The sequence below is a fragment of the Pantoea vagans genome (assembly GCF_001506165.1).
GTDB classification, from domain to species: domain Bacteria; phylum Pseudomonadota; class Gammaproteobacteria; order Enterobacterales; family Enterobacteriaceae; genus Pantoea; species Pantoea vagans_C.
This window is the reverse complement of sequence record NZ_CP011427.1, coordinates 3202144-3217271: the sequence shown is the minus strand read 5'-3', so window position 1 is coordinate 3217271 and position 15128 is coordinate 3202144. Positions and strand designations below refer to the sequence as shown.

Sequence of the window (15128 nt, the reverse complement as noted above, 5' to 3'; positions counted from 1 at the left end):
CCTCGCCATGTTTGACATTTCCCGTCGTCGCTTACTGACGGCGCTGGCACTTTCGCCCCTGATGAATGTAGCGCCCTTGCGCGCGTCTCAGCCCGATCTGCAAAGGATTCTGGCGCTGGAATGGTTACCCGTTGAATTGATGATGGCGCTCGGCGTGGCACCGCTGGGTGTGGCCGATGTGCGTAACTACAGGATTTGGGTGGGCGAGCCGCAGCTGCCCGCTAACACCATCGATCTTGGCTTGCGTACCGAACCCAATCTGGAGTTGATGACGCAGCTGCAACCTTCACTGATTTTGCATTCCAACGGCTACGGTCCGGCGCTGGATAAGCTGCAACGCATTGCGCCCACTATGGGGTTTGATCTCAACAGCGGTGACGGTAAACCGTTAACCACGGCACGCAATTCGTTGCATGCACTGGGCGCACGGCTGGGGCGAGAAGAGCAAGCGGTGCAGCATCTGCAGTACCTCGACGAGCAGCTCGCGGCGGCGCGTGAGCGTCTTAAACCCTGGGCGAGTCGCCCGATATTATTGATGTCACTGATGGACAGCCGTCACGCCATTACCTTTGGTGCCAACAGCCTGTTCCTGGAAGTGATGGAGATCCTCGGTCTGACCAACGCCTGGCACGGTGAAACCAACTTCTGGGGCAGCGCGGTAGTCGGGCTTGAACGTTTGGCAAACGTGGGCGACGTGCAGGTCATTTGCTTCGATCACGATAACGAGCGCGATATGCAGCGCGTGATGAAAACGGCACTGTGGCAGGCGCTGCCGTTTATCCGTGCTGGCCGTTTCCAGCGCGTGCCTGCAGTGTGGTATTACGGCGCGACCTATTCGGCGCTGAAGTTTATTCGCGTGCTGGAACACGCGCTGGAGTCGCAATGATGCGCCATCGTCTTTTTCCTGTCGCGCTGCTGAGTAGCCTGTGTTTACTGGCACTGGCGTTAACCTATATCAACCTGAGTGAAGCACTGCCAACGGCACAGTGGACACAGGCGATCATTGCGCCAGACATCAACAATATCCAGCAAGTGGTGTTTCACCACAGTCTGCTATCGCGTCTTGCGCTGGCGCTGCTGGTCGGGGCGGGCCTCGGCTTAGCGGGCTTGCTGTTCCAGCAGGTGCTGCGTAATCCGCTGGCGGAACCCACCACGCTTGGCGTGTCGTCGGGCGCACAGCTGGGCATCACCGTCGCCACGCTTTGGCATCTGCCGGGTGGGGAACTGACGCAACAATTTGCGGCGATGGGCGGTGCGGTGCTGGTCGGTGTGCTGGTGTTTGGTGTCGCGTGGGGAAAACGTTTGTCACCTGTGACGCTGATCCTTGCCGGGCTGGTGCTCAGCCTCTATGCCGGTTCAGTGAATCAAATCTTTGCCATCTTCAATCATGATCAGCTGCTGAACATGTTCTTGTGGAGCACGGGCGCGTTGAATCAGATGGATGGGCACAACGTGGCAATGTTGTGGCCGCGCCTGCTGCTGGCCTTTGTGGTGGCGCTGGCGCTGTTACGTCCATTGACCCTGATGGGGCTGGACGATGGCGTGGCGAAAAATCTTGGCCTGGCACTGTCAGCGGCGCGTATCGGTGCGCTGGCACTGGCGATTCTGCTCAGTGCGCAGCTGGTAAATGTGGCGGGCATCATTGGCTTTATCGGTCTGTTTGCCCCGCTGCTGGCGAAAATGCTGGGAGGCCGTCGCTTGTTAAGCCGCATGCTACTCGCACCACTGATTGGTGCGCTGCTGCTGTGGTTGGCCGATCAGTGTGTGCTGTGGCTCACCAGCCACTGGCGTGAGGTTTCAACTGGCACTGCGACGGCGCTGATTGGCGTGCCGATTCTGCTGTGGTTGTTGCCGCGCTTGCGCACCGGTTCAGTCCCCCCGGCGATGAACATGGGGGATAAGGTCCCGGCGGAGCGGCAAAACGTCGTGCGCTGGTGTCTGTTTGGCGTGGCGATGCTGGCGCTGTTGGGCGCTGTCGCTCTGACGTTTGGCCGCGATGCGCACAGCTGGACGTGGGTCAGCGGCGAGATGTTGCATCAGCTGCTGCCGTGGCGTGTGCCGCGCGTGCTGGCCGCGCTGGTAGTCGGGATGATGCTGGGCGTGGCGGGCGCGTTGATTCAGCGTCTCACCGGTAACCCAATGGCGAGCCCGGAAGTGTTAGGCATTAGCTCAGGGGCAGCATGCGGTGCCGTGGTGATGATGTTCTTTGTGCCCGGTGATGCGGTGGCGTGGTTGCTGCCTGCAGGTGCGTTGGGAGCCGCCCTGACGCTGCTGATCATCATGCTGGTGGCCAGTCGAGGTGGCTTCTCGCCCGAACGTATGCTGCTGGCGGGCATGGCGCTGAACAGTGCCTTTGTCACCCTGTTAATGGTGCTGATGGCCAGCGGTGATCCACGTATGAGTGGCTTGCTGACATGGATTTCAGGCTCGACCTACAACATCAGTCTTGAGCAGGCGGTACAAAGCGCGGTAGTGGGGATGATTTTGATTGCTCTGGCACCTCTGGCCAGCCGCTGGCTAACGCTGCTGCCGCTGGGCAGTGCCACGGCACGGTCGGCAGGCATGGCGTTAACGGGATCGCGATTGAGCCTGCTGTTGCTGGCGGCGGCCTTGACTGCCACGGCCACGCTGACCATTGGGCCACTCAGTTTTGTCGGCCTGATGGCACCGCATATTGTGCGTATGCTGGGGTTCCGTCGTGCGCTACCGCAAGTGCTGATGGCAGGTTTGCTGGGGGGAGGTTTAATGGTGTTTGCCGACTGGTGCGGCAGAATGCTGGCGTTTCCGGATCAAATCCCGGCAGGGCTGATGGCCACCTTCTTCGGTGCGCCCTATTTTATTTGGTTGTTACGCCGCGCATAACATAAATAGGGTGCGCATTTCTAACCAGTGCGCATGAATGCGCACCCTACGAAATATGGCACCCTTATATGTATGCTTGCCAATGCCTTGGTGCGTATGAATATGCACCCTACGAAAACCGCGCTCGATCGTCGTAGGGTTGCCATTTATGGCGACCAGAAAGCGCTTAGCTGAGATGCATTACGCGATTAATGGCGACCAAAGCTTACAGCTTAGCAAAGCTACGACGTGCGGCATCAATGGTGCGCTGAATATCTTCCTGGCTGTGCGCCAGCGACATAAAGCCCGCTTCAAAGGCGGATGGAGCAAGGTATACCCCTTCTGCCAGCATCAGATGGAAGAAGCGCTTAAAGCGCTCGACATCGCATTTTGTCACATCGGCGTAGCAGGTCACGCTGTCCGCTTCAGTGAAGAAAATACCGAACATGCCGCCAACGTGGTTGATCACCAGCGGGATATTTTCTGCTTTAGCCGCCGCCAGCAAACCTTCAGACAGCTGAGTGGTCAGATCGGTCAAGGTGCTGTGCGTACCCGGTTGGGCAATCTGCGTCAGGCAAGCGAAACCGGCGGCCATGGCAATCGGGTTACCTGAGAGCGTTCCCGCCTGGTAAACCGGACCGGTCGGTGCCAACGCTTCCATCACATCACGACGTCCACCAAAGGCGCCCACTGGCATGCCGCCGCCAATGATTTTGCCCAGGCAAGTCAGGTCTGGCGTCACGTCGTAATAGGCCTGAGCACCGCCCAGCGCCACGCGGAAGCCGGTCATCACTTCATCGATAATCAGCAAGGCACCAAACTCATCACAGAGCGCGCGCAGGCCCGGCAGGAAGTCTGGCTGCGGTGGAATGCAGTTCATGTTGCCGGCAACCGGCTCAACGATGATACAGGCGATATCCTCTGGATACTGTTCAAACGCCGCACGCACGGTGGCGAGGTCGTTGTAAGTGCAGGTCAGGGTGTGCTTGGCAAAATCAGCGGGTACGCCTGGCGAGTTGGGCTGGCCCAGAGTCAGCGCGCCGGAACCGGCTTTCACCAGCAGGCAATCCGCGTGGCCGTGGTAGCAGCCTTCAAATTTGATGATTTTATCGCGATGGGTAAAACCGCGCGCTAAACGGATGGCGCTCATGGTGGCTTCAGTGCCGGAGTTGACCATACGCACCATGTCCATGCTTGGCACCAGCTCACACACTAACTCCGCCATTTTGACTTCCATCTCGGTCGGCGCACCGAAGCTCAGGCCGCGTGATGCCGCTTCAATCACTGCATTGCGGATGGTGGCATTGTTGTGCCCAAGCACCATCGGTCCCCATGAACCGACATAATCGATATAGGCTTTGCCATCGGCGTCAAACAGATACGCACCATCGGCGCGTTCGATGAACAGCGGTACGCCGCCCACACCGGTAAAGGCACGTACCGGGGAGTTCACACCGCCAGGGATTAGGCGTTGCGCTTCGGCATACAGGTTTTCTGACTTACTCATTGATCGGCTCCTGCTGTTCTGGAAAAAAATTCTGGCGCCATTCTAAGGAAGAACGGGCTGCGGTGAAAGGCGCTCCGGTGCTAAAGCCCTGAGTCACGCTATACTTTAACGCAGCGCAGGCGGCACTCAGTGTCAAGCACGGCACTTGATTGCACTGGGCGGCTGGCAGATAATAGTGGCATTGAGGTTGTTTTCTGACCTGGACGTTTACCCGGAGTATAAGATGAGTGACGACGTAGCAGCACTGCCTTTGCAATTCACGGAAGCAGCAGCGAAAAAAGTAAAAAACCTGATTGCGGATGAAGAGAATCCAGAGCTGAAACTGCGCGTGTACATCACTGGCGGCGGTTGCAGTGGTTTCCAGTACGGTTTTACTTTCGACGATCAAATGAATGACGGCGACATGACCATTGAGAAACAGGGTGTGGCGCTGGTGGTGGACCCAATGAGCCTGCAATATCTGGTAGGCGGATCTGTGGATTACACCGAAGGTCTGGAGGGATCGCGTTTTATCGTGACCAATCCCAATGCAAAAACCACCTGTGGTTGTGGCTCTTCCTTCAGCATCTGATACCGCTTCTGACCGCCGTTCTGGCGGTCAGACACTACCATTCAACGGTCACTAATCGTGACGCCACCTGCCGTTTAGCACTCTTTTTCAATATGCTTTCTGTGACGCGCGGCTGTGCGCTGAAATGACGCCCGCAATCAATCGATGGCAACGTTTGCTCATTCTGACGCGAAATATCGCAACGAGAGAACAAGGTCAGCGTGACGGCAATAGAACCTGTTGACGTCGCCGCACCAACAGGTACAGCCATCACGAGTCCTATGGCCAGCAGCAGAGCTCTGGTCATGTCTAATTCCTGGTGAAGTCAAAATTGCGCTTAGCGCAAAAAGGGCACAGAGCATACGTGGCTACCGTGCCTTGTATTTTGATTTTCGACAATTTTTGCCGAATCTTTAGTCTTAATTGGTGTTATTTTTCACCGGATGTAAATCCTGGCACAGCTGTTTTGCTGCCAGCAAGATACGTGGACCCGGCCGACTTAGCCAGTCATCGTGAATAGCCAATACCGGAACCGCCAGTTGAGGCTGCCAGAATTTCACGATATTCGCGGCCTGAGCCTTGTCACCGCCAATCACTATCGCCTGCGGATGACGAGCCAGCACCTGCTCACGACTCACCTGCGGCCAACTCACGCTGCTATCGGCGAAGATATTCTTGCCGCCGCATAAGGTGATCACGTCGTTTTGCAGGGTATTCCGCGCAGCGGTAAACAGCGGCTGCTGACCAAACTGCATAAACAGCGGCGTAGGTGCCTGGCGCTGATACTGTTTGCGCAGGGCGTTCTCCTGCTCGCGCAGTGCTTGCGCGGCGGAGACAGCCTGATTGGGTTGCGGGCTCCACTGCTGTAACGCGGCCAGCGCATCGATCATTTGATCAATGGTTTGTGGATCAATCCACTCGACTTTAATACCCAATCGTTGCAGTTGTTCGATTTGCCGTTGCGGGTTGCCGCCACGCCATGCCAACACCACATCCGGCTTCAGTTGCAGGATGCGTTCCACCTTGATCCCTTGCCAGTTCGCCACCTGCTCAAGCGAAGTGGCTTGGGCGGGGTAATCCGAATACGCACTGACCGCTACGGGCGTTATACCTGCGGCAAAAGCGAGTTCAGTAAGATGCGGGGCGAGGGTAATAACGCGAGGAACTGCGGCAAGCAGGCTATTGCCAATCAGCAATAGCCCGAGCAGCCAATACTTAGCCACGCGCCAGTTGTGCCAGCAGATTTTCTACCATCAGGGAAGATTGCTTCGCCGCCACGACCAGGAACTCATCGAAGCTCAGGTGGGACTCTTTATCTGCCACGTCTGAAATTGCGCGTACTACCACAAATGGCACCTTGAACTGGTGGCAAACATGGCCAATTGCCGTGGCTTCCATCTCTACCGCAATCGCCTGCGGGAAAGTATGACGAATGCGCGCCAACGGCTCAGCACCGTTGATAAAGGCATCACCGCTGACCACCAAGCCGCGCACGGCGTTGAGGTCCAGCTGTTTAATGACCTGTTCAGCAGCAGCAATTAACTTCTCGTCAGCGGCGAATGCCGCAGGGCAACCGGCCATCTGGCCCGGTTCGTATCCGAATGCGGTGACATCGGCATCGTGATAACGCACTTCATCTGATACCACGATATCGCCCACTTTCAGGGTTGGCGCTAAACCGCCCGCTGAACCGGTGTTGATGATGAAATCCGGTTTGCACAGCTGCAGCAGCAGAGTCGTGCCGAGTGCGGCTGCGGTTTTACCAATACCTGACTTCAGCAGAGCCACCTCAACACCGTTCAGCGTACCGGTGTAAATTTCGCAGCCGGCGAGCGTCAGGGTCTGACGGTTTTCGATTTTGTCACGCAGCAGGGTAACTTCCTGCTCCATCGCGCCAATAATGCCTGCTTTCATAAAGAATCTCGCTGTAATGATGGATGTAAACCTCAAAAGTGAGGCATAGTCTACCATGGCTGACTGAGGATGAATTCACCAAAAAATAAGGGGTCATGATGGCAACGATCAATTTCAGGAAGAAGATCAGTTTTACCCGCCCTTATACCAGTCGCAAAGATCCGGAAGGCGAATACTTTATTACGCGTCACTTTGAAAGCGACCGCGGGCGCATTATTAACTCTGCGGCTATTCGCCGCCTGCAACAAAAAACCCAGGTATTTCCCCTGGAGCGCAATGCCGCCGTGCGTTCGCGTTTGACTCACTCGCTGGAAGTACAGCAAACCGGGCGCTACATCACTAAAGAGATTCTGCAAGCCCTGAAGACTCAAGGCGGTGGGTTGGCAAAATATGGTCTGGATGAGTTTGAAGGGGCATTTGAAAGCCTGATAGAGATGGCTTGCCTGCTTCATGACGTCGGTAACCCGCCATTTGGTCACTTCGGCGAAGCGGCGATTAATGACTGGTTCGATGATAACCTGCCTGCTGAACTGGTGGATCCGCTGGTGGCGGGCGTTGCTGATGATATTCAGCGAGCAGATTTTGACCAGCTGAATGCAATGATTCGTCAGGATTTGTGCCACTTCGAAGGTAATGCACAAGCGATTCGTCTGGTGCATACGCTGCTGCAACTTAATCTGAGCTATGCCCAGGTCGCCTGCATCCTGAAATATACCGCCCCCGCATGGTGGCAGGGCGATAAGCCGGCTGAATTTAGCGTATTAATGAAGAAGCCGGGTTTCTATTTATCTGAACGCGAATATGTTGCCGAGCTGCGTGCGGCGACCAATATGGCTGAACATCATCGCTTCCCACTGACGTGGATAATGGAAGCCGCCGATGATATCTCCTATTGCATTGCCGATCTGGATGATGCCGTTGAGAAAGATATTTTTGATGTTGAAACCCTATATAAATATTTACTCAACGCCTGGGGCCCGGTAAATAGTGGCGATGCCTTTAGTCGCACGGTCGGTGAAGCCTGGAAAGAAGCGAATCAGAAAAAACGCCGCAGTATCAGCGATCAGTTTTTTATGTCGTTACGCGTTAATGTACAAAATGTCTTGGTGAGTCATGCGGTTCGCCGCTTTGTGGATAATTTGCCTGCTATTTACGAGGGCAGCTTTAACCACGCTTTGCTGGAAGATGATGGCGATGAAGGCCGATTGTTGAAGCTATTTAAAACTGTGGCACGTCAGCAAGTCTTTAATCACCCTGAAGTTGAGCAGCTGGAATTACAGGGTTATCGCGTGATTAAAGGGCTGCTGGAAATATATCAGTCATTGATGTTGCTGGATTACGAGCAGTTTACCACGCTGATGAACGATGATTTTCTCCCTAAGCATCCTATCGAGACGCGACTGTTTCATAAACTCTCCGGAAAACATCGCAAAGCGTATCAACAGCAGATGCGCGCGCTTATCGTCGAACATAAATATCAACGCTTGTTATGGGAACGCTATTATCGTTCGCGGCTGATTCAGGACTATATCAGCGGTATGACAGATAATTATGCGTGGGATGAATATCGTCGTTTAATGGCGGTGGAATAATCCGAGTTTTGTAAAGATGAAGAATAAATTTTTACCTTTGCCCAAAACTTCATTAGGAACTTCGCGCTAAAAACTTAATCTCACCATCACGACCACAGCAATGGTCTGGCCGTAAATCTTAGAGAGACACAGACAAATGAAAAAAAGCACCTTAATGTTAAGTGCGCTGGCGCTTAGTCTGGGCATGGCATTGAGCCCTGTGAGTGTTTTCGCGGCGGAATCTGCTTCCTCCTCGAGCCAACAGTTGCCAAGCCTGGCACCGATGCTGGAAAAAGTGATGCCTTCCGTGGTGAGTATCAGCGTTGAAGGAAGTACCACCGTGAAAACACCGCGGATGCCGCAACAATTCCAGCAATTCTTTGGTGATAATTCGCCATTCTGCCAGGACGGTTCGCCATTCCAAAGCTCGCCAATGTGCCAGGGCGGCGGTGATGGCAGCCAGGGTGGTGGTGACGGCGGAGCCAATACGCAGCAGCAGAAATTCCGTGCGCTGGGTTCGGGCGTAGTCATCAACGCGGATAAAGGCTATGTGGTGACCAACAACCACGTAGTCGACAACGCCACCAAAATTCAGGTGCAGTTGAGTGATGGTCGTCGTTATGACGCCAAAGTGATTGGTAAAGATCCGCAATCGGATATCGCACTGATCCAGCTGCAGGATGCCAAGAATCTGACCGCCATTAAGATCGCCGATTCTGACGATCTGCGCGTAGGCGATTACACCGTGGCGATCGGTAACCCTTACGGACTCGGTGAAACGGTCACCTCCGGCATCGTGTCGGCATTGGGCCGTAGCGGCTTGAACGTCGAAAATTATGAAAACTTTATCCAGACCGATGCAGCGATCAACCGCGGTAACTCCGGTGGCGCGCTGGTGAATCTGAACGGTGAATTGATCGGGATTAACACCGCGATCCTCGCACCGGATGGCGGTAACATCGGTATCGGCTTCGCGATCCCAAGTGCGATGGTGAAAAACCTCACCGCACAGATGATCGAGTACGGCCAGGTGAAACGCGGTGAACTGGGTATCATGGGCACCGAGCTGAACTCCGAACTGGCGAAAGCGATGAAAGTCGATGCGCAGCGCGGTGCTTTCGTCAGCCAGGTGTTGCCAAACTCTGCGGCAGCAAAAGCGGGTGTGAAAGCCGGTGATGTTGTGGTGTCGATGAATGGTAAACCGTTGACCAGCTTTGCGGCGCTGCGTGCCGAAGTCGGTTCACTGCCAGTGGGAACCAAACTGCAACTGGGCCTGCTGCGTGATGGCAAACCCGTGAATATCACGGTAGAACTCCAGCAGAGCTCGCAGGAAAAAGTGCAGTCGGCCACCATTTACACCGGTATTGAAGGTGCCGACCTGAGCAATGTCGATAGCAATGGTCAGAAGGGCGTGCGAGTCGATAACGTGAAGGCGGGCAGTGCGGCGGCGCGAATTGGTCTGAAGAAAGGTGACGTGATCATGGGCGTCAACCAGCAGGCCATCGCGAACCTCGGTGAACTGCGCAAAATCCTCGATACCAAGCCATCCGTGCTGGCATTGAACGTGCAGCGCGGCGACAGCAGCCTTTATCTGCTGATGCAGTAAGGTTTTACGTTGTTAATCACAGGCGAGCTTCGGCTCGCCTTTTTTCGTTATGATCCCGCCCCGCGGTTAGCATTAGTACCACGATGCTTTGTATCAAATTGTGCAGATGTCCGTGTCGCAATGTGACGCTCGCCTCAATTCCCGCATTATCCATCCGGCTATGTGCAGTTGCACAATGTCAGGCGTGGTGGGGATGCGTATTCTGTCAGTTCCTCTTTATCTATGGAGCTATTGATGGCCACCTATCATCTCGATGCGCGACTGGCTCAGGATATTGTTGCCCGCACCATGCAAATTATTGACAGCAATGTCAATGTGATGGACGCGCGCGGCCGCATTATTGGCAGCGGCGATCGCGAGCGTATTGGCGAATTGCACGAAGGTGCGCTGCTGGTGCTATCACAGGGAAGGGTGGTGGACATCGACGAAGCCGTGGCTAAACATCTGCACGGCGTGCGGCCGGGTATTAATCTGCCTCTGCGTATCGATGGCGGCATTGTCGGCGTGATTGGTTTGACCGGGCAACCCGCGGCGCTACGTCACTACGGTGAACTGGTGTGTATGACGGCAGAAATGATGCTGGAACAAGCGCGATTGCTGCATATGCTGGCGCAAGATAGCCGCCTGCGTGAGGAGTTAGTGCTCAACCTGATTCGCAGTGAGACGCTCTCGCCCGCGTTAAACGAGTGGGCGCAGCGTTTGGGGATCGATCTCAATCAACCGCGCGTGGTGGCGGTGGTGGAAGTGGACAGCGGCCAACTCGGCGTTGATAGTGCGATGTCTGAATTGCAGCAGTTGCAAACGCTGCTCACCACGCCCGATCGTGACAATCTCATTGCCATCGTCTCACTCACCGAGATGGTGGTGCTGAAACCGGCTCTAAATGCGCATGGGCGTTACGATCAGGACGATCATCGGCGGCGTGTCGACCAACTGCTGCAACGTATGAAAGAGAGCGGCCAGGTGCGGATGCGCATCGCGCTGGGTAATTTTTTCACTGGTCCTGGCAGCATCGCACGATCCTACCGCACCGCGCGCACCACCATGATGGTGGGCAAGCAGCGTATGCCGGAACAGCGCAGCTTTTTCTATCAGGATTTGGTATTACCCGTGTTGTTGGATAGTTTACGTGGCGGATGGCAAGCTAACGAACTGGCGCGGCCGCTGGCGAAGCTGAAAACCAATGACAACAATGGATTGCTGCGCCGCACCCTGGTGGCGTGGTTCAACCATAATGTGCAACCCAGTGCCACTGCGCGGGCGCTGTTTATTCATCGCAACACGCTGGAATATCGCCTCAACCGTATTTCCGAGCTGACCGGGTTGAATCTGGGTAATTTCGACGATCGTTTATTGCTGTACGTTGCATTGCAACTGGATGAGCAAAGTTAAGTAATAGCAGCGGTTGGGAGAGGGTGATGCATGCATTGATGTCGCGGACGCTTTGGTTACTGCTGGGTTTGACGATCGCGGTGTCTTGCCGGGCACAGACGCCGGTGCTGGCATTCTTATCAGGCGAGCAGCTGCAGCAGGCGCGAGATGCACTGCACAGCAAAAGCGCGGCTCCTCAGACTTTCGCCGCGTGGCAGCAGTTGCAGCACGCGGCCGACCGCGCCCTGCACCAGCCAAACCCGTCCGTTACGCAAAAAGGGATGTTGCCGCCCAGCGGATCGCGACATGATTATCTCAGCCTGAGTGCTTACTGGTGGCCGGATAAGGCGAAGGAGGCGGGCTTACCGTGGATTCGCCATGACGGAGAGGTGAATCCTGCCAGTAAAAACGATCAAAGCGATGGTGTGCGTCTGGCGCGCTTTACTGCCGATCTGCAGACCCTCACCCTGGCCTGGTATTTTTCCGGTGAAACACGCTATGCGGCAAAAGCCCAATCCATGGCGCGGACATGGTTTATCGATCCTGCAACCCGCATGAACCCCAACCTCAATTATGCGCAGGGTGTGCCGGGCAAAGCGCAAGGCAGGCACACCGGCGTGCTGGATGGGCGCTATTTCGCCACGCGCGTGGTGGATGCGCTGTTGCTGCTGCAAGATTCCCCCGGCTGGCGAGCGCAGGATCAGGCCGCACTGCACGCCTGGTTTCGTGATTATCTGCACTGGCTGCAGCACAGCAAACTGGCACAGGGCGAACGCGATGCGCCCAACAATCACGGAAGTTGGTACGCTGCGCAGGTCGCCGGTATTGCCTGGTATTTGCAGCAGCCTGAGGTGATTAAGCAGATGGCTGCACTGACACGGCAAAAAATTGATGGGCAGATCCGTGCGGACGGCACCCAGCCATTTGAACTGGCGCGCACGCGCTCTTTCCATTACAGCTATTTCAATCTGCAAGCGTTGACCAGTGTGGCGCAGCTGGTGCAGCGAAGTGGGGCGGGAGATTTGTGGCATTACCATCAGCAGGGCGGTTCACTGATCGATGCACTGGATTACATGGCACCCTACAGCGATGACCGTAAACCCTGGCCGTGGAAAAATCGTGACCGGGTGAGCGTCAGGATGATTCCGCTGTTGTCGCTGGCGGATAACAGTCTGAAGAGCCATCGTTACCAACGCTGGATCGACCACGCAAGCTGGTCGCTTCCCGAAACATCCACTTCAAGGGTGCGGTGATGCAGGCGCAGCGTGACACCTGGCTATTGTCGTTGCCGCGGCAGCCTTAAGAGGTGGGCGTGCGTGGGCTGTGAAGCATTAAAACGGTGGACGCCTGCTGGGCGGCATCAGCATCACCCATCATGATCGCCTCATAGATTTTGCGGTGCTCGTCGAGAAAGATCTCTTGTGCGCTGGTCGGCCAGGTGAAGAAACATTTAAAGGTGGTCGCCAGCAAATTGCCGAACGGCGTAAAGAAGCAGTTATCCGTGGCGTGGAAAATAAGACGATGAAAGGCACTGTCTGCTTCCAGCCAGCGCACCAGGTCAAAAGGTTGGGCGGCGCAAACCGCGCTCATTTCGCGGAACAAATGCGATAACTCAACACGTTGATCATGCGTAGCGTGCAGGGCGGCCAGCCGCGTTGCCTGCGGTTCGATAACCTGGCGAAATGCCAAAAATTGCTGATACATCTCTTCCGTCGATTCAATCCCTTCCATCCACTCCAGCAACTGCACATCGAGTAAATTCCAATGGGCGCGCTCACGCACACGCGTGCCGAGTTTGGGGCGAGATTCCAGTAAACCTTTGGACGAGAGCAGTTTAAGTGCTTCACGCAGCGCAGTGCGGCTAACGCCAAACCGACCGCATAACTCGACTTCGCTGGGAAGGACATCACCGACTTTCAGTGTTCCAGACAAGATTTTGCGCGCGAGGTCACTGGCAATATGGATATCAAGGCCGCGTTGGCCGGAGGTGATAGCTGCAAATTGCATTGTCATAGTCATACCGGAAGTCAGACATAGACCAATAGTAACCAGGCATCAGGGATTCAGAAAGCGCGGGGAGACTAAGAAGAGACTGATTTCAGCAAACAAAAAGGCCAGCATAGGCTGGCCTTGATAATCGTGGCAGGAATTAACGACCGTTACGGGTTAATTCATCAAGATCTGACTCGATTTCAGCGATTTTATTCGACACCACGTTTTCCAGGTGGCGCAGATCCGCGAGAATTTTGCGTTTCAGATCCACTTCAACCTGGTCACGCTGGCAAATCTGATCCAACTCGTCGATCACATAGCGCAGGTTCGGGCTGATTTCCTGAACTTCTTTATAACCCTGGCTGGTGTGGTCAGCGACAACGGTTTTACGTTGACGTGGATATTTGAATTTCACGCTTTTGGCGAAGAACTCACCTTTGTCTTTGCGGAAGTAGATTTTCAGAATGTCGTTGCTGGCTTCCTGACGCAGGCTGTAACGGTCGATGTCGTCAGGGTTGCTGATACCTAAGCTTTTCAGGTTGTCGTACATAGCGTTTATATTCCATCTAAGAGTGGGTGAGCGCGCAGGACTATCATCATCATTCGGGATGCAGCAAAAAACGCGGCAACCGGAACGCTTACGGCATACTTAATCAACTGTAGACACAAAAACCGGGATGAACAGTGCGCGACCGGAGTTAACTGGCGCGGATTATGAACTGTTTGAAAAATAAACGCACCTGTTAATTCGCGGCGCGAAACAGGTAATTGTCATCTGAGTGTAAACAAAAAATTACGGGCCCGAATACGGACCCGTTGGCAGGAGGTTATACCTGTGCGAAAGTTTAGTCGATGGTACGCAGCAACTCGTTGATGCCGGTTTTTGCCAGGGTTTTCGCGTCCACTTTCTTCACGATCACGGCGCAGTACAGACTGTAGCTGCCGTCTTTTGATGGCAGGTTACCTGAAACCACCACAGAACCTGCTGGTACGCGACCGTAATGCACTTCGCCGGTTTCGCGATCGTAGATTTTGGTGCTCTGGCCGATGTAGACGCCCATTGAGATCACTGAACCTTCTTCGACGATAACGCCTTCAACGATTTCAGAGCGTGCACCGATGAAGCAGTTATCTTCGATGATGGTTGGGTTAGCCTGCAGTGGCTCCAGTACGCCGCCGATGCCCACGCCGCCAGACAGGTGGACGTTTTTACCGATCTGTGCACAGGAACCCACGGTTGCCCATGTATCCACCATGGTGCCTTCATCAACGTAAGCGCCGATGTTGACGTACGAAGGCATCAGTACGGTGTTACGTGTAATGAATGCGCCCTGACGCACGGCTGCTGGAGGAACAACACGGAAGCCGGCATTTTTGAAGCGAGCTTCATCCCAGTTGGCAAACTTCATTGGCACTTTGTCGTAGAAACGGGTTTCAGCGCCATCAATGACCTGGTTGTCATTGATGCGGAAAGACAGCAGCACTGCTTTCTTCAGCCACTGATGCGTTACCCACTCGCCGTTGATCTTTTCAGACACGCGCAGCTCACCGCTATCCAGCAGGCCGATAACCTGTTCGATGGCTTCACGGGTCGCGCTGTCTACGCTGGCAGGCGTGATGTCGGCGCGGCGCTCAAAGGCAGATTCGATAACGCTCTGTAACTGTTGCATATTTAATTCCTGAGTCTGTCATAGCGGAATGTCCGTAAATTCGGACATGAGTAATTTATTGCCTACCCTAAATCATTCAGGCTGTAGGAAGGCGGCCACGCAGCGA

At 54.9% G+C, this 15128-nt stretch carries 13 protein-coding genes and 1 pseudogene; 7 read left to right on the top strand and 7 right to left on the bottom strand.

The genetic code is table 11. From position 1 onward, the window contains the following. Window positions 1-7: 7 nt before the first annotated feature. Window positions 8-886 (top strand): Fe(3+)-hydroxamate ABC transporter substrate-binding protein FhuD, encoded by an 879-nt coding sequence (gene fhuD, locus LK04_RS15065; protein ID WP_039331248.1) that lies wholly within the window; start codon window positions 8-10, stop codon window positions 884-886. Beyond that, window positions 886-2862 carry a Fe(3+)-hydroxamate ABC transporter permease FhuB gene (gene fhuB, locus LK04_RS15060; RefSeq protein WP_039331338.1) on the top strand — a complete coding sequence of 659 codons (1977 nt, stop codon included), beginning with the start codon at window positions 886-888 and terminating at the stop codon, window positions 2860-2862. The genes fhuD and fhuB overlap by 1 nt, the downstream gene beginning before the upstream one ends. 205 nt (window positions 2863-3067) lie before the next feature. Here fhuB and hemL read toward each other — a convergent pair whose 3' ends face one another. After that, window positions 3068-4348, bottom strand: coding sequence for a glutamate-1-semialdehyde 2,1-aminomutase (gene hemL / locus LK04_RS15055; RefSeq protein ID WP_039331246.1), 1281 nt, complete (start codon window positions 4346-4348; stop codon window positions 3068-3070). Between the two features lie 223 nt (window positions 4349-4571). On the opposite strand from hemL, the gene erpA reads away from it, so the two are divergent. Continuing rightward, complete coding sequence (gene erpA / locus LK04_RS15050) at window positions 4572-4919, top strand: iron-sulfur cluster insertion protein ErpA (protein WP_034829523.1); 348 nt, start codon at window positions 4572-4574, stop codon at window positions 4917-4919. Window positions 4920-4953: 34 nt separating this feature from the next. Here the strand turns inward: erpA and LK04_RS15045 are convergent, their stop codons facing one another. The 3 genes from LK04_RS15045 to mtnN form a co-directional block, all read right to left on the bottom strand. Beyond that, window positions 4954-5205 (bottom strand): hypothetical protein, encoded by a 252-nt coding sequence (locus LK04_RS15045; RefSeq protein WP_039331244.1) that lies wholly within the window; start codon window positions 5203-5205, stop codon window positions 4954-4956. A 112-nt stretch (window positions 5206-5317) separates the two neighbouring features. Next, window positions 5318-6121, bottom strand: coding sequence for a vitamin B12 ABC transporter substrate-binding protein BtuF (gene btuF, locus LK04_RS15040; protein WP_039331242.1), 804 nt, complete (start codon window positions 6119-6121; stop codon window positions 5318-5320). Further along, window positions 6114-6812, bottom strand: a complete 699-nt coding sequence (gene mtnN, locus LK04_RS15035) for a 5'-methylthioadenosine/S-adenosylhomocysteine nucleosidase (protein ID WP_039331240.1) — start codon at window positions 6810-6812, stop codon at window positions 6114-6116. The genes btuF and mtnN overlap by 8 nt, the downstream gene beginning before the upstream one ends. Before the next feature lie 98 nt (window positions 6813-6910). Between mtnN and dgt the strand changes: the two genes are divergently transcribed. The 4 genes and pseudogenes from dgt (at window position 6911) to LK04_RS15015 (ending at window position 12663) form a co-directional block, all read left to right on the top strand. Continuing rightward, window positions 6911-8404, top strand: coding sequence for a dGTPase (dgt, locus tag LK04_RS15030; protein WP_039331238.1), 1494 nt, complete (start codon window positions 6911-6913; stop codon window positions 8402-8404). Window positions 8405-8540: 136 nt separating this feature from the next. Then, complete coding sequence (gene degP / locus LK04_RS15025; RefSeq protein WP_039331236.1) at window positions 8541-9989, top strand: serine endoprotease DegP; 1449 nt, start codon at window positions 8541-8543, stop codon at window positions 9987-9989. A gap of 234 nt (window positions 9990-10223) precedes the next feature. Next, window positions 10224-11381, top strand: a complete 1158-nt coding sequence (locus tag LK04_RS15020; protein ID WP_039331234.1) for a CdaR family transcriptional regulator — start codon at window positions 10224-10226, stop codon at window positions 11379-11381. A 26-nt stretch (window positions 11382-11407) separates the two neighbouring features. Further along, window positions 11408-12663, top strand: a pseudogene (locus tag LK04_RS15015) (alginate lyase family protein). On the opposite strand, the gene LK04_RS15010 reads toward LK04_RS15015, so the two are convergent. From LK04_RS15010 to dapD, 3 genes are all read right to left on the bottom strand, one after another. Next, window positions 12660-13373: a FadR/GntR family transcriptional regulator gene (locus LK04_RS15010; RefSeq protein ID WP_039331233.1), complete on the bottom strand. Its 714-nt coding sequence runs from the start codon at window positions 13371-13373 to the stop codon at window positions 12660-12662. The pseudogene LK04_RS15015 and the gene LK04_RS15010 sit on opposite strands and share 4 nt — an antisense overlap. Before the next feature lie 136 nt (window positions 13374-13509). After that, window positions 13510-13902 (bottom strand): DUF3461 family protein, encoded by a 393-nt coding sequence (locus LK04_RS15005; RefSeq protein ID WP_039331232.1) that lies wholly within the window; start codon window positions 13900-13902, stop codon window positions 13510-13512. 295 nt (window positions 13903-14197) lie between these two features. After that, window positions 14198-15022 (bottom strand): 2,3,4,5-tetrahydropyridine-2,6-dicarboxylate N-succinyltransferase, encoded by an 825-nt coding sequence (gene dapD, locus LK04_RS15000; protein WP_039331230.1) that lies wholly within the window; start codon window positions 15020-15022, stop codon window positions 14198-14200. Window positions 15023-15128: the final 106 nt, after the last annotated feature.

Coding starts and splice junctions, on each gene's coding strand:
- fhuD (WP_039331248.1), top strand. CDS start 8: ATGTTTGACATTTCCCGTCGTCGCTTACTGACGGCGCTGGCACTTTCG.
- fhuB (WP_039331338.1), top strand. CDS start 886: ATGCGCCATCGTCTTTTTCCTGTCGCGCTGCTGAGTAGCCTGTGTTTA.
- hemL (WP_039331246.1), bottom strand. CDS start 4,348: ATGAGTAAGTCAGAAAACCTGTATGCCGAAGCGCAACGCCTAATCCCT.
- erpA (WP_034829523.1), top strand. CDS start 4,572: ATGAGTGACGACGTAGCAGCACTGCCTTTGCAATTCACGGAAGCAGCA.
- LK04_RS15045 (WP_039331244.1), bottom strand. CDS start 5,205: ATGACCAGAGCTCTGCTGCTGGCCATAGGACTCGTGATGGCTGTACCT.
- mtnN (WP_039331240.1), bottom strand. CDS start 6,812: ATGAAAGCAGGCATTATTGGCGCGATGGAGCAGGAAGTTACCCTGCTG.
- dgt (WP_039331238.1), top strand. CDS start 6,911: ATGGCAACGATCAATTTCAGGAAGAAGATCAGTTTTACCCGCCCTTAT.
- degP (WP_039331236.1), top strand. CDS start 8,541: ATGAAAAAAAGCACCTTAATGTTAAGTGCGCTGGCGCTTAGTCTGGGC.
- LK04_RS15020 (WP_039331234.1), top strand. CDS start 10,224: ATGGCCACCTATCATCTCGATGCGCGACTGGCTCAGGATATTGTTGCC.
- LK04_RS15010 (WP_039331233.1), bottom strand. CDS start 13,373: ATGACAATGCAATTTGCAGCTATCACCTCCGGCCAACGCGGCCTTGAT.
- LK04_RS15005 (WP_039331232.1), bottom strand. CDS start 13,902: ATGTACGACAACCTGAAAAGCTTAGGTATCAGCAACCCTGACGACATC.
- dapD (WP_039331230.1), bottom strand. CDS start 15,022: ATGCAACAGTTACAGAGCGTTATCGAATCTGCCTTTGAGCGCCGCGCC.